This window comes from Streptomyces sp. NPDC058663, from assembly GCF_042716745.1.
Taxonomy (GTDB): domain Bacteria; phylum Actinomycetota; class Actinomycetes; order Streptomycetales; family Streptomycetaceae; genus Streptomyces.
The window spans coordinates 38,629-51,608 of record NZ_JBHXRV010000013.1; the positions used below are offsets into that span (position 1 = coordinate 38,629).

Sequence of the window (12,980 nt, forward strand, 5' to 3'; positions counted from 1 at the left end):
CGGCTTCTTTACGACCGGGGTAGGCAGCGGGTCTCATCCTGCGGTCGTACGCCGGCGCGGTGTCCTCAGACGATGGGCCCATGTGCGTGACGGCCCCGCGGCCTAGCGTGGCAGGACCGCTGTACACGCCGGGCGAGCACAGGCTCCCCGCACCCGGCCTTGCTCCGGCTGTACGCGGTGGTGGCCCCGGCCGGCTCCACCACGATGCAGAAACCGACAGGGACATGCGATGACCGAGGAGCCCTCAGAGCCGGGCAATGCCCACCCGGCGCGCTACCGGGACCACGTGCGGCGAACAGCAATGGCCATGCGGCGGAGGGCAACGGCCGTACGGCGAACAACAACGGCCGTGCGGACGACAATGGCCGTACGCCGAACAGCAACGGCCGTACGCCGAACAGCAATGGCCGTACGGCGGACGGCAACGGCCGTACGGCTGACCAGGTACGCCGACGTGGCCGCCGTGCGAGCGGCACGACTGGGGAGAGCCGCCCGGCGCTGGGGCCTGCGACTGCCGCCCATGGCGGGGGACTCGCTGCTGACGGCGCTGCTCCTGCTCCACATCGTGGCCACGCGTGCCCCGGACGAGCTCCCGGCGGCGGTGGCCCTCACCGCCGCCCTTGCGCTGCCCCTGGTGTGGCGGCGCCGGGCCCCGCTCACGGTGTTCGCCGCCGTGGCCGCCGGGGCTTTCGTCCAGTGGCTGATGAACGTCCAACTCCCCGCGGACATGGCGCTGTTGGTAGCCCTCTACGCGGTTGCTGCGACGTCGGGCCTGCGCGGCACGCTGATTGCCTGTGCGTTTGTCGAGGGCGGGGCCCTGCTGGCCTGTCTGCGCTGGGCAACGGAGGGCGCGTTCCTGACCCCCTTCGTCGCGGTGACCGCGATGATCGTCGCCGCAGCCGTCCTGGGGGTGAATGTGCGCACCACGCGCGCCTACCTCGCGGTCCTGGAGGAACGGGCCGCACGCCTGGAGCAAGAGCATGACCAGCAGGCGCGGCTGGCCGTCGCCGAGGAGAGAACACGTATCACGCGGGAGATGCACGACATCGTCACCCACAACCTGTCCGTCATGGTCGCGCTCACCGACGCCGCCGTCTACGCGCAGCACCGGTCGCCCGACAAGGCCGGCACCGCGATGCGCCAGATCTCCGAGACGGGCCGGCAGGCCTTGACCGACATGCGGCGCTCCCTGGGCGTCCTGCGGGCCGACGAACCGGACGCGGAACGCCACCCGCTGCCCGGCATCGCACAACTGACGGTCCTCGCCGACCAGATGTGCGCCGCCGGGCTGCCGACCCGCGTCGAAGTCCAGGGCAGCCACACCCACATGTCCGCCACCGCTCAGCTGACCGTCTACCGCCTGGTGCAGGAAGCCTTGACCAACACGCTCAAGCACACACCCCTCGGTACCCACGCGAACGTACGGATACGGTGCTCACCCGAGGCCGTCACGGTGGACGTCACCGACACCGGCCCCCACCCGCCACGTCCCGGCGCCGTACCATCCGGCCACGGCATCCCCGGCATGCGTGAGCGCGCGGCCGCCTACGGAGGGGCGGTGCAGGCCGGACCGCTCCCTGGCGGCGGCTGGGGAGTTCACACCCGTCTCGCCCTTCACACCCGCCTCGACCGTCACACCCGCCTCGACCTAGGTAGCAGCGGAGCGGTGTGCGCATGACGATCCGCATCCTGATCGCCGACGACGAAGCGCTGCTCCGGATGGCTTTCAGCACGGTCCTGGAGACCCAGCCCGACATGGCACCGGTCGGCGAAGCTGCAGACGGCACCCAGGCCACCCGCCTCGCCCGGGAGCTGCGCCCCGATGTCGTCCTCATGGACGTCCGGATGCCCGGGACCGACGGGATCGAAGCGACCCGGCAGGTCATCCGGATCTCTCCGCGGAGCAGAGTGCTGATCCTCACCACCTTCGACCTCGACGCATACGCCTTCGCGGCACTCAGAGCCGGGGCCTCGGGCTTCCTGCTGAAAAACACCAGACCCGAGGAACTGCTCACCGCGATACGCAGCGTCGCAGCGGGCGACGCGGTGGTCTCCCCGCGGATCACCCGCCGACTGCTGGAGAACCTTCGCCCGCACATCCCCGACGGCAGCGGCTCCGTCCGCGACGAGCGGCTCGGCCGGCTCAGCGCCCGCGAGCGCGAGGTACTCATCCAGGTGGGCCGCGGCCTGTCCAACACCGAGATCGCCGCCACCCTGTACCTCGCAGAGGCGACCGTGAAATCCCACCTGGGAAGAATTCTGCAGAAGCTCGAACTCCGTGACCGGATACAGGCCGTGATCTTCGCCTATGAATGCCGCCTCGTCCACCCGGCATGAGGCCGGCAGCGATCGAAGCCGGGACCGACTGCCGACGAAGCGCGCCCGGTTGCAGTGCCACCTCGCGCGATCTCCCAGCGTTCCGGCTACACGGCCTACGCGGTCTACGACGTCTGCGGGGTATCCATGGTGAGCAGTGCATGGATCTCATCGGCGAGATGCAGCATGTCCTCGCCTGCTGCGTGCACCGTGGTGGTTTCGAAGTGCCATTCCTCGGCGGGCGGCCGGTCGTGAATACCCCAGGTCACATGCACATGGCCGCCGGACCGGTGCTCCGCCGAGAGAGTGAGGTCGTATGCGAGGGAGTGCCAGGTTCGGGTTCCCTCCCAGCCGCGGAAGTCCTCCGCCAGGGAAAAGAGGAAGGAGTCGAGACCGTCGCCCTCCCAGGTCCGTACCAAGGTTTCGACGCTTACCCATTGGCCGCTGGCCCGCACGATGAAGTCGAGGGTCGGGTCCTCCGCGTAGGGCCGGGTGGGTTCGGAAAAGAGCAGGTGCACCGCGTGCGCCCCTGCGGCTCCCACGCGGACGATCAGATCATCGGAAGTGTCGTCGGGTCTCATTCGGTCAGGCTAGGAGATGCACGCAGCGAATCCTTCAGGGGCCCGACTTCGGTGGCGGGCGGTCCACTGTCGGCTGTCCGCTGTCGCCCGGCGTGAACTGGGTGCTCTCCTGTCCAGTACGTCCGCGAGGTCTCCGTGCTGCGCGGGGCGTGCCGCACGGTGACCGGAGTGGCCTGGTGTGGAAGGCGACCCGCCTGGGGGCGGTGCCCTCCCGGTGAAGCACCAACAACCTTGTGGTGACGTGGACTTCGCCGCTGTCCAGCCCTTCAGGAGGTAGCGCTCCGGGGGGTGGCTTTCGGCAGCACGGCCGGGGCCGGGGGCATGAGGTTGAGGAGTGCCCACCGGCGGCGGCCGTCCTCGGCGGATTCTGTGCCGCAGTCCGAGGCACCCTGGGTCGCGACGGCGTGCAGGAGCGAGCCGTCGTCGGGGCGGTCGGCGTGGGGGCCGTTGCTGAGGACGAGCACCAGGGCGTGCTCCTGGTGGTCGGTCAGGTGGAGGCTCAGGTGGGTCCCCCCGTCGTCCACGGCCGCCGTCACGAGCAGCTTGACGACCGCGCGCACCGCTTCCTCGTCGAACTGCACGTATCCCCAGGCGCGGAGTGCCTCCTCCACGCGTCGGCCAGCGCCGTTCGGGGTCCATGCCCGGGACTCCAGGGGCCAGTTCCGGCAGCGCCGGTCGGCGATCCGGGTCCGCATCCCCGATGTCGGCGGTGCTGGAGACGGGTGGGGCTGCTTCGGCGGCGGGTCCGGGGGAGGCAGGGGCCGCTTGGGCGGCGGCTCGGTCCTCGGCGGATAGGTGGGACGGTGCGGTGCTTCCACGAGTGCCTCCCGCGCATACGGACGTGGGCTGTTGCCCAGAGTAGACCCGCGTCGCACAGCTAGGGGCCGAAGGGGCAGGGAAAGCCGGTGCGGGACGACTCGCCCAGCACGCCGGGTTGCGGACTCGACGACGCCGGCACCCTCGCCCTCTGCCTGCGAAGCTGGAAGGCCCTGCGGAATCCGCTGTGTCCCGGGCCGACGCCCACCTTCGCGGCAGTGGGGCGGAACGGGCCCTGAACCCATGCCGACGGCACGATTCCGTACAGACGTTCCGAGGAGTCGTCCGGGCCGCGCCGGCGGGGTTGGGCCCGAGCGGTCCGGACGGACCGGGTCCTACCCGAGTTCGAAGGGGAGCACCTTGAAGTCGCCCGTCTTCGCGTCCACCTTCTCGATCGGCACCGAGCCCAGGCACTTGCCCAGCCCCCGCGGCTGCTTCGTGAGGTGACCGTCCAGCAGCCAGCTGTAGCCCAGCCGGTCTCCTTCGGGCCGGTCGTCCACAGTGATGCCCACCCGCTTGCCGTGCTGCCCCGCAATGTTGCTCTTCGCCACGGTGCCGGTGACGATCGCCACCTTGCCGCCCGTGACCAGGCAGTCCACCTTCACGTCCGCCCACTGCACGGTGCCGTCGGGCCACTGGTGCCGGACGCCGACCGTTCCCTTCGCCTTGTCCGGGAACGCCCCCGCAGGCAGATGTGCGTTGAAGGCGAAGGTGATGACGTGCTCGGGCCGGTCGAGCCGGGCCTTCCCGGTCAGCGCCGCGGCCTCGCGCGGCGGGTCCTGCCGCGTGGCGACGGTCACCGGCCGTTCCGTGGGCAAGGGGCTCCCGATTCCCGTCTCCGCGGCGGAAGCGGCTGCGGTGCCTGCCACACCGGCCGTGACCAGGAGGGCTGCGGAGAGTGCCACGAGGCGGGTCCGGCGGGAGGTGGCGATGCGGTGGGTCCTGTGTGTCATGGCGAGGCCTTTCGGAGGGCTCCGGTGAGCCGGAAGGGCTTCTCCCGGCACCCGCAACTCTTCCGCCCGGCCGACCCGGGTACGTCGCACCTGAGGAGGGTCGTGATCGGCCGTGCGGGGGAGGCCTGTGTCCACCTCTCGGCCCGTACGCAGCGAAGAGAAGGCCGCCCCGTACGTCGGCGAGCGCAGCCGGGGAGTGCGGGCGCAACCCGGGCCGTTCGGTATGCGTCCCTCCACCCGAGCGGGATGCCTTTCCCGCCCGCCACACTCCACCAGGGGACACATGATGAGCGACAAGGCCCGCAGACTCTTCAAGGCACTCGACCTGGACGGCGACGGGCTGCTGTCGCGCGAAGAGGTGATCGTTGCCCTGCAGGCGAAGGGACCGTCGCTGGCCGCCGCCGGCGTCATCCCGTCCTGGGGGGTGCAGGACACCGACGCGTCCTCCGCGCTGTTCGACGCCGCCGACCAGAACGGCGACGCTGTACTCACTTTCGAGGAGTTCACCGCGGTGGTGGACCGCCGGTTCGGTTGGAGCTGACCGGCGGTCGGCGGTCCGCGGCCGCCGTCAGCAGCCCGGCCTGCAGAGCCGTGAGCCGCGAGCCGCGCGCCCTCGCACCGGGTGCGAGTCCGGGTCCCCGTCGGCCTGCGCCACGTGGAAATCAGGGCCGGGGGTTGCTGCGCAGGGCGCCCAGGGCGTCGCGAAGGCCCGTCAGGGTGTCTGTGGCGGCTCTGCCAGCACCCCTTCCATCCGCGTGAGCCGGGCGCGGACCCGGGCGGCGCCGCGGTACTGCCTGACCGCGAGAACCGCGAAGACGCAGGTCGCGACACTCAGGACGAAGTGTCCGGCGACCAGCATGAAGGCGCCGGCCAGCACACAGACTGCCACGACCGCCACCCAGACCCTCCCCGCGCCCTCCCGCTGCCGGCCGATCTGTATCCGGACCAGTTCGGCCATGATCCGGCGGGCCCGGGGATCGGCGGGAATCCGTTCCTGCCGCAGGTGCCGCAGCAGCACCGCCGTCTGCCGTACGGAAGCACCGGTCTTCGCCTGGAGACGCAGCAGTACGCGGTCGTTGAGCCAGGCGCCGAGTACGGAAAGCACCAGCCCGAGCACCATCACCCGCACCCAGCCCGTGTTCCCCGCCGCCCAGCACACCCCGGCGGCCACGGCGCACCCGCCGACGATCACCGCTACGAACGACGCGGGCCGCGTATCGTGCCAGCGGCCCTCGGCCTCCCAGTCGATGTCACTTACCGAGGGAGGGCCAGTACCCACCTCAGGTCCTGGGTCAGATTCCGCATCGGGTATCGCGTCGCTCACTGAACAGCTCCGTCCTTCCGGTTCCGGTCACCCTGTCGCAGGCGGATGGTACGGATCTGACGCGCCCCCGCCAACTCACCCCCCGAGAGCACTGGTTACCGCCCGGAGACCGAGGGCTCAAGTCTTTACTCACCACCTACCACCCGCTACCCACCACCCACCACCCACGCCCGCTTCCTCACGCCCGGTGTACTGCGGAACAAGCATTGGTCTGGACCTTGACAGGTCCAGACCAATGCGATTGGCTCGGGCCCACTCTTCCCCCCACCGAGGATGTGGTGACGTGTTGCGTACGCGTATCTCCGCAGTGAAACTCTCCCGTCTCGTCGCTTCTCTCGCCGTCACGGCCCTTCTTGCGGTGTTCCTGCCGCTCGCCGCCGCCGGCACCGCCGTGGCTGCTTCCTGCGCCGCCGCCTGGAACTCCAGCACGGCCTACACCCAGGGCATGGCCGTTTCGTACGGCGGCCACAACTACCAGGCCAAGTGGTGGACCCAGGGCGAGACGCCCGGTGCCGGCGGTCAGTGGGGCGTCTGGACCGACCAGGGCGCCTGCGGCGGCGGAGGCGGCCAGGACCCGGACCCGTCCGGATTCGTCGTCTCCGAAAGCCAGTTCAACCAGATGTTCCCGAACCGGAACAGCTTCTACACCTACGCGGGCCTGGTGGATGCCTTGAAGGCGTTCCCGGCCTTCGCCAAGACCGGCAGCGACACCGTCAGGCGCCAGGAGGCCGCAGCCTTCCTGGCCAACGTCAACCACGAGACCGGCGGACTGCGGTACGTCGTCGAGCAGAACACCGCGAACTACCCGCACTACTGCGACGCCTCCCAGTCGTACGGGTGCCCGGCCGGACAGGCCGCCTACTACGGGCGGGGCCCGATCCAGCTGAGCTGGAACTTCAACTACAAGGCCGCCGGCGACGCCCTCGGCCTTGACCTGCTGCGCAACCCCTACCTGGTGGAGCAGAACCCGTCCGTCGCCTGGCGCACCGGACTCTGGTACTGGAACACCCAGAACGGACCGGGCACCATGACGCCGCACGACGCGATGGTCAACGCCCGCGGCTTCGGGGAGACCATCCGCTCCATCAACGGCGCGCTGGAGTGCGACGGACGCAACCCGGCGCAGGTGCAGAGCCGCATCAACAGCTACCAGAACTTCTCCCGGATCCTGGGCGTGGCCCCGGGCTCCAACCTCAGCTGCTGAGGCGCTGAGCAGCCCGGTCCAGCCGTATGGCCGGCCGGGTCGCGCGCAGACAGCCGCCGGCCCGTGCGCACAACGGACCGGCGGCTACGGCATGACGTTCCGGGAGACGCCGGGCCGGTCCTTGCGGCCCGGCGTCTTCCATCATATGGAGCGACGTCGGCGGTCAGGCGCTGTCGATCAGGTGGTCGACGACGTCGGTGAGGCTGCCTCGGGTTCGGTGGGCGGCGCGTTGCCGCTCGGCGCCGTTGCCCTGAGCGCGCTGGAGCGACCAGAGGGTGTGGACGAGCCCGATGTCGCCGTGACCCAGCAGGGCGGGCCGCAGCCGGGACAGGAGTTGGTCCACCTGGCCGACGGCGGGGGACAGACCACCGGTGGCCAGGTCGATGCCCTGCCCGGCCAGACCATGGCGGGCTGCGCGCCAGCAGGCGGCCCGCAGCATCTCCGGGCCCGGCCGGAACGCCGGCTCGTCGGCGGCAATGGCTTCCAGTGCGAGGGCGGTCAGCGCTCGGAGAATGCCGGCGAGCAGCACGGTCTCACCCGGGGTGGTGGTCGCGTCGGCGAAGCGGAACTCCAGCGTGGGTACGTGATGGGAGGGTCGGATGTCCCAGTACAGGCCGCCACGGTCCATGACGGTGCCGGTGGCGATGAAGCCTGCGACGAGGTCCTCGAAGTGGGAGAGGGATTCGAAGAACGGAGGCGGCCCGGCCACCGGCCACCGGCCCCACGTGGTGGTGCGCCAGCTGGCATAGCCGGTGTCGCGGCCCGCCCAGTAGGGGGAGTTGCCGGTGAGGGCGATCAGGACCGGAATCCAGGGGCGCAGATGGTTGCTGACCTGCACAGCGGTGGCGAGGTCGGGAACGCCGACGTGGATGTGGCAGGCGCAGGCGCTCTGTTCGTCGTCCAGGGACCGGAACATCGCGGCGCTCCGGGCGTAGCGGGGGCTCCCGGTGAGCGGCGGCGGGGTGGCCTGGCCGAGGACCGGGGTACCGCTCGAGATGATCCGCAGGCCATGCCGCGCCGCCGCCCGTGCGACGGTCGCGCGTGTGGAGCGGACCTGCTCGGCGAACTCCGCGAGACTGATGTGCGCGTCGGTGCGCACCTCGACCTGGTAGCGCGTCAGCTCCGGGCCGACACGGTCACCGAGTTCGCCCGCCGCCTCGGCCACCACCTCTGCGCCTGCCGCGCTCACCGCGCGCGACACGGGGTCGACCAAGAGGTACTCCTCTTCCGCGCCTACTGTCAGCGGGACGGGCACACCCGCGATGGTCCGGCTGCGGCCACGGCCCGCTGACGGCCCCGGGGGACCGGCCGGGGTACGCCCTGTAGTCGTCATGGTCATCATGCTGGCACCGAAGGTCAGCACGGGGCGGCCCTTTGCGGCTGAATGGCGAGTACGTGGGCCGGCCGGTGTCAACGGCCCGGACTGCTCCCTGTGTTCGGGTGGAAGTGCTCCAGCATGTACGCATGCATGTGCTGAGCTTCGTCACCGGTAGGGACAGTGCCCATGCCGGGACCGGGCGGGGGGTAAATCCGGTCACCGCTGAGGAACGCCGGTAGCGGAGCCGCTCGCTTGTTGGCTCGTTCAGGCCCGTTCCGGTCCGGCCGGGGGGAAGTGGCTCAGTCTGCCTGGTGCCCGGCTTGCCTGGGCAGGCAGAACATCAGGGCCCACATCAGGGCGAGGAGGCCGCCGGCCCACCACAGCACGGTGACGAACGCCTCGCGGTTGACCGCGCCGCCGGGAGAGCCGCCGGTGACGGCGAAGAACACCACGGCGGTCAGCGCGGTGCCCAGCGCGATGCCCAGGTGAATGGCGGTGTTGAACAGGCCCGAGGCCGAGCCGGCGTCCTCGTGCGGGACCCTGGCCAGCGACAGATCAGCGAGCGGGCCGGAGACCATGCCCAGACCGAAGCCGACCACTACCACCGGAGCGGTCATCGCCAACAGGGTCAGTTCCGCCTGGCGGCTGGTGATCTGGAGCCCGTAGGTGAGCATCGCAGCGGTCGCGATGAGAGCGCCGGTCTGCGGCAGACGGCGGGCGAAACGTCCGGCCGTCTTCGCCGCGATGGTCGCGCCGCCCAGTTCTCCCACCGAGAGCAGCACGAAGGCCACGGCCGCCTCGAGCGGGCTCAGGCCCAGTCCGCGTTGCAGGTACAGCGTCCAGGTCATGAAGAACAGGCCGCACAGCAGGCCGTGCAGCAGGTCCGCGGCCATGCCTCCGGAGAACTGCCTGACCCGGAAGAGGGACAGAGCCACCAGCGGGGCGTTGTCCTGCCTGAGCTGCTGGTGGCGCAGGAAGACACCAAGGGCCAGGGCGCCGGCGGCGAGCATGGCGAAGCACCACAGCGGCCATCCGCGGGCGTGACCCTCGGTGAGAGGGAAGAGGACCAGAACGACGGCCAGGCCGGAGAGCAGCATGCCGACAAGGTCGAGCCGGTCGGCCTTGCGGACGGTCGATTCGGGGATGAATGTGCGTCCGAGAAGGAGTACGGCCAGCCCGACGGGCACGTTGACCAGGAAGATCGGCCGCCAGGACAGGCCGAACAGGTCGGCCTGGGTGAGCACGCCGCCCAGGACCGGGCCCAGGACGTTGGCGATGGCCAGGACGGCTCCGTACAGGCCGAACGCCTTGCTGCGGTCCTGGCCCTCGAAGGTGACGTGCATGGTCGCCAGGACCTGCGGGATCATCACGGCCACGCCGACGCCCTGGAGCAGGCGGGCGCCGATCAGCACGCCCGGGCCGGTGGCCAGACCGCACAGCAGCGAGGCGGCGGTGAACACGACGGTGCCCATCAGCAGGATCCTGCGGCGGCCGTAGATGTCACCGAGCCGTCCGCCGGTGATCAGACCGACGGCGACGGGCAGTGAATAGGCGGTGGTCAGCCACTGCACAGCGACCGGTCCGGCGCCGGTCGATTCCTGGATGGCGGGCAGGGCGGTCAGGACGACCGACTGGTCGAGCATGTTCATCAGCTCGGCGGTCAGCAGCACCAGGAGGGCGATCCAGGCCCCCCTGGCCCTCTTCGACGGTTCAGGTGACGGGTGGGTCGGGGGCTGGGTGGTAGTGTGCTCTGGCTCGTTGCCGAGCGCGGAGGAAGACAAAACGGAAACTCCTGATCCAAAGGAATCGGGGAGCCCTGCCGACAGCCGCACCGGGGCCGGAAAACACGGAACCCGGGGCAGAAGGCAGAGCTGCACCCGGGAAGAAGACTGCGGGGATGGGTGACGCAACTCAGGCCGACGCGACGTCCGCCCCCGGACACGTGCGACAACACAGCACGCGGGGAACACGGACGACTACATGGCCTGGTGGATAAGACGTCACCCCAAGATCGACACAGAAGGAACAGGAGGTCCGGTCAATGCCACCGAAATTTTGGCGCCGGAACTCGAAAACACTACAACATCCCCACGCCATGCCGGACGCCGGGACGGAGCCGCCCCCTGCCCGACCTCAGCCTCCACTGCCAGAAACGATCATGATCCTTCGTCCAGCACGGCAGGCTGCGCGAAGCAGGGATTCGTTGCAGCTCAGAGCGATTGAGGTACCGGCCGTCTGTCAGTGGTGCGTGGCAGACTCAAAACCATGATGACCAGGTCGAGATGCACACCGCTCGCGAGCGAACGGGGGACGCGTATCGAGCCCCTGCTCCCGTGGGCCGAGGGCCGTGCGGCCGGTGGCTTCCTCGACCTGCTGGCGGGCGGGCGTTGAGATGGCCGATTTCAAAGATGAACTGTCGCCGGAGCTCATCGGGCGTCTCGCAGGTGACCTCGGGGGCGCCTCGGCGTCCTTCGACCGGGCGGTGTTCGAGCAGCTCGCGGGCACCGGTATCGGTGACCTGGAACTCAAAGCCCGTATCGACTGGATAGCCCGTGCCCTCGCGGCGACGATGCCGACGTCCCCCGAGGAAGCAGGCCGGGTGATCCGTGGTGCCCTCGACGGCGGGGGTCTCACGGGGTGGGCTTCCATGCCCGTCAACGCGTACGTCGCCTCGGCCATGCTGGAGCGGCCCGACGTCGCGCTGCCGCTGCTGGCCGCGCTCACTTCCCGATACACCGCCGAGTTCGCTGTCCGCCCGTTCGTCGAAGCCCACTACGAGGTCACGATGGACCAGCTCAAGGTGTGGACCACCGACCCGGACGAACACGTTCGGCGGCTCGTCTCGGAGGGCACGCGCCCGCGGCTGCCCTGGGCGTCACAGCTCTCGCGGTTCGTCGCCGACCCCGCTCCCGCGCTGGCGCTCCTGGAACCTCTCGTCAACGACGAGTCCCTCTACGTGCGCCGTTCCGTGGCGAACCATCTCAACGACATCAGCAAGGACCACCCCGACCTCGTCCTCGTCACCGCCCGGCGCTGGTTCCGCGCCAGCACGCAGGGCGATTTCGTCGTACGCCACGGCCTGCGGACACTCGTCAAGCGAGGACATCCCGAGGCTCTCGCGATTCTCGGGTTCGACCACCATGCTGCGATCGAGATCACGGACCTCGCCTGCTCGCCCTCCACCCTCCCCGTCGGGGAGGCGACCACCGTTACCTTCACGCTGCACGCCACCGACGAGACGAGAGCGGCGATCGACTACATCGTCCATTACCAGGGGGTTCGCGGCCCCAAAGCGGGCAAGGTGTTCAAATTGACCGCCCGGGACCTCCCCGCGGGCCAGGCCGTCCGCTTCTCACGCCGGCACCGCTTCGCGAGCCTCTCGGTCCGCACGATCCACCCCGGCCCGCACCGCATCGAGATCCAGGCCAACGGACGCGTCCTTGGCACGACCGAGGTCCACATCACCGCCGCCGATACCTCGTAAGGCCCAGCCTGAGCCTGCGGAACGACGCTGTTGCGGGTGACTCCGGGCAGCTTCGCGACTGACGCGACTGAGGTGACGCTGCACTCCCGGCGGGCGAGCAGCTCACGGCGTGACGTGGCGGGCGGCTTCGACCGTGGCGCGGTCGCAGCCCGGCGGACCGCCCACACCTCCTGGAACTGCATCCGCGGAGCTCTGTTTTTCCGTGCCCTGCCGGGGGATGATCTTACCGGGCCCGTGCAGTGCGGGCTTGCATCGCGTGAGAGGGCATTCAGCATGGCAACGGGAACCGTGAAGTGGTTCAACGCGGAAAAGGGCTTCGGCTTCATCGAGCAGGAGGGCGGGGGCCCCGACGTCTTCGCCCACTACTCCAACATCAACGCCTCCGGCTTCCGTGAGCTCCAGGAGGGCCAGAAGGTCTCCTTCGACGTCACACAGGGCCAGAAGGGCCCGCAGGCGGAGAACATCACGCCCGCCTGACCCTCCCGCGGTACCTCGCGCGGAGCCCGCCGCATCTGACCGCAGGGATGGGAACGCGGTGTCGTCGGGGCTGCGTGGCTGATCCGAGTCAGGCGCCCGGTTTTCCGGGCGCCTGACTCTTCGCCCGATTTCTCCTGGCGCCCTGGTCCGGTCTGCCTCGCCGGGGCTCCGAGGAAGAGTGCGCCGTGCTCGCCGCCGCCCAGGGGACGTGAGGCTTGGCGCGGTGGAGTGGGGACACAAAGGAGCCCCGGCTGGACGGGGGAGACCAGCCGGGGCGGTAGAGCGTGGCACGCGGAGGGCGGTCGCCTCTCGGCGAAAGGCTCCATGGGGCTTCAGCCGAACGATCTTCCCCATGGGCTATAGGTGAGGCCCGGGGACACTGTCCCCTCCGCAGCCACACTCACAGAACAGCACCCCGCCCGCGGATGTTCCAGATCAACGCCGCAGGAGGGTGTGAAGCGGGGCACACCGGGCGACCCGCGACAGATGGCGGTGCCCGCGACGGCA

At 70.0% G+C, this 12,980-nt stretch carries 13 protein-coding genes; 7 read left to right on the forward strand and 6 right to left on the reverse strand.

Annotated features, from left to right (window positions below):
• Positions 1-403: 403 nt before the first annotated feature.
• Both ACFWVV_RS11995 and ACFWVV_RS12000 read left to right on the forward strand, forming a co-directional pair.
• A complete protein-coding gene (locus ACFWVV_RS11995; RefSeq protein ID WP_384347496.1) occupies positions 404-1,678 on the forward strand; it encodes a sensor histidine kinase in 1,275 nt (424 codons plus the stop codon).
• A complete protein-coding gene (locus tag ACFWVV_RS12000) occupies positions 1,675-2,337 on the forward strand; it encodes a response regulator (protein ID WP_384347494.1) in 663 nt (220 codons plus the stop codon). Before ACFWVV_RS11995 ends, ACFWVV_RS12000 begins: the two co-directional genes overlap by 4 nt.
• A gap of 104 nt (positions 2,338-2,441) precedes the next feature.
• Here the strand turns inward: ACFWVV_RS12000 and ACFWVV_RS12005 are convergent, their stop codons facing one another.
• From ACFWVV_RS12005 to ACFWVV_RS12015, 3 genes are all read right to left on the reverse strand, one after another.
• Positions 2,442-2,897, reverse strand: a complete 456-nt coding sequence (locus ACFWVV_RS12005; protein ID WP_384347491.1) for a DUF6228 family protein — start codon at positions 2,895-2,897, stop codon at positions 2,442-2,444.
• Positions 2,898-3,163: 266 nt separating this feature from the next.
• The gene (locus ACFWVV_RS12010) at positions 3,164-3,508 is read right to left on the reverse strand and encodes a hypothetical protein (protein WP_384347489.1); all 345 of its coding nucleotides are present in this window, start codon (positions 3,506-3,508) and stop codon (positions 3,164-3,166) included.
• A gap of 540 nt (positions 3,509-4,048) precedes the next feature.
• A complete protein-coding gene (locus tag ACFWVV_RS12015; RefSeq protein WP_384347487.1) occupies positions 4,049-4,666 on the reverse strand; it encodes a Repetin in 618 nt (205 codons plus the stop codon).
• A gap of 286 nt (positions 4,667-4,952) precedes the next feature.
• Between ACFWVV_RS12015 and ACFWVV_RS12020 the strand changes: the two genes are divergently transcribed.
• Positions 4,953-5,207 carry an EF-hand domain-containing protein gene (locus tag ACFWVV_RS12020; protein ID WP_384347485.1) on the forward strand — a complete coding sequence of 85 codons (255 nt, stop codon included), beginning with the start codon at positions 4,953-4,955 and terminating at the stop codon, positions 5,205-5,207.
• A 171-nt stretch (positions 5,208-5,378) separates the two neighbouring features.
• Here the strand turns inward: ACFWVV_RS12020 and ACFWVV_RS12025 are convergent, their stop codons facing one another.
• Positions 5,379-5,945 (reverse strand): hypothetical protein, encoded by a 567-nt coding sequence (locus ACFWVV_RS12025; RefSeq protein ID WP_384347483.1) that lies wholly within the window; start codon positions 5,943-5,945, stop codon positions 5,379-5,381.
• A 403-nt stretch (positions 5,946-6,348) separates the two neighbouring features.
• On the opposite strand from ACFWVV_RS12025, the gene ACFWVV_RS12030 reads away from it, so the two are divergent.
• Positions 6,349-7,194 (forward strand): glycoside hydrolase family 19 protein, encoded by an 846-nt coding sequence (locus tag ACFWVV_RS12030; RefSeq protein WP_384347619.1) that lies wholly within the window; start codon positions 6,349-6,351, stop codon positions 7,192-7,194.
• Positions 7,195-7,357: 163 nt separating this feature from the next.
• Here the strand turns inward: ACFWVV_RS12030 and ACFWVV_RS12035 are convergent, their stop codons facing one another.
• Positions 7,358-8,536, reverse strand: a complete 1,179-nt coding sequence (locus tag ACFWVV_RS12035) for a glutamate--cysteine ligase (protein ID WP_384422677.1) — start codon at positions 8,534-8,536, stop codon at positions 7,358-7,360.
• Between the two features lie 275 nt (positions 8,537-8,811).
• A complete protein-coding gene (locus ACFWVV_RS12040; RefSeq protein ID WP_384347479.1) occupies positions 8,812-10,293 on the reverse strand; it encodes an MFS transporter in 1,482 nt (493 codons plus the stop codon).
• A 484-nt stretch (positions 10,294-10,777) separates the two neighbouring features.
• On the opposite strand from ACFWVV_RS12040, the gene ACFWVV_RS12045 reads away from it, so the two are divergent.
• The 3 genes from ACFWVV_RS12045 to ACFWVV_RS12055 all read left to right on the forward strand — a co-directional run bounded on the left by ACFWVV_RS12045 (position 10,778) and on the right by ACFWVV_RS12055 (position 12,473).
• Entirely contained in the window at positions 10,778-10,903 is a 126-nt protein-coding gene (locus ACFWVV_RS12045; RefSeq protein ID WP_384347476.1) for a hypothetical protein, read from the forward strand.
• 1 nt (position 10,904) lies between these two features.
• Positions 10,905-11,996: a DNA alkylation repair protein gene (locus ACFWVV_RS12050; protein ID WP_384347473.1), complete on the forward strand. Its 1,092-nt coding sequence runs from the start codon at positions 10,905-10,907 to the stop codon at positions 11,994-11,996.
• Positions 11,997-12,269: 273 nt separating this feature from the next.
• Positions 12,270-12,473 carry a cold-shock protein gene (locus ACFWVV_RS12055; protein WP_384347470.1) on the forward strand — a complete coding sequence of 68 codons (204 nt, stop codon included), beginning with the start codon at positions 12,270-12,272 and terminating at the stop codon, positions 12,471-12,473.
• Positions 12,474-12,980: the final 507 nt, after the last annotated feature.

What these genes read in the sequence shown, in the direction of transcription:
- ACFWVV_RS12000 (WP_384347494.1), top strand. Translation starts at nt 1,675, where the DNA reads ATGACGATCCGCATCCTGATCGCCGACGACGAAGCGCTGCTCCGGATG.
- ACFWVV_RS12035 (WP_384422677.1), bottom strand. Translation starts at nt 8,536, where the DNA reads ATGATGACCATGACGACTACAGGGCGTACCCCGGCCGGTCCCCCGGGG.
- ACFWVV_RS12015 (WP_384347487.1), bottom strand. Translation starts at nt 4,666, where the DNA reads ATGACACACAGGACCCACCGCATCGCCACCTCCCGCCGGACCCGCCTC.
- ACFWVV_RS12050 (WP_384347473.1), top strand. Translation starts at nt 10,905, where the DNA reads ATGGCCGATTTCAAAGATGAACTGTCGCCGGAGCTCATCGGGCGTCTC.
- ACFWVV_RS12020 (WP_384347485.1), top strand. Translation starts at nt 4,953, where the DNA reads ATGAGCGACAAGGCCCGCAGACTCTTCAAGGCACTCGACCTGGACGGC.
- ACFWVV_RS12045 (WP_384347476.1), top strand. Translation starts at nt 10,778, where the DNA reads ATGATGACCAGGTCGAGATGCACACCGCTCGCGAGCGAACGGGGGACG.
- ACFWVV_RS11995 (WP_384347496.1), top strand. Translation starts at nt 404, where the DNA reads ATGGCCGTACGGCGGACGGCAACGGCCGTACGGCTGACCAGGTACGCC.
- ACFWVV_RS12005 (WP_384347491.1), bottom strand. Translation starts at nt 2,897, where the DNA reads ATGAGACCCGACGACACTTCCGATGATCTGATCGTCCGCGTGGGAGCC.
- ACFWVV_RS12055 (WP_384347470.1), top strand. Translation starts at nt 12,270, where the DNA reads ATGGCAACGGGAACCGTGAAGTGGTTCAACGCGGAAAAGGGCTTCGGC.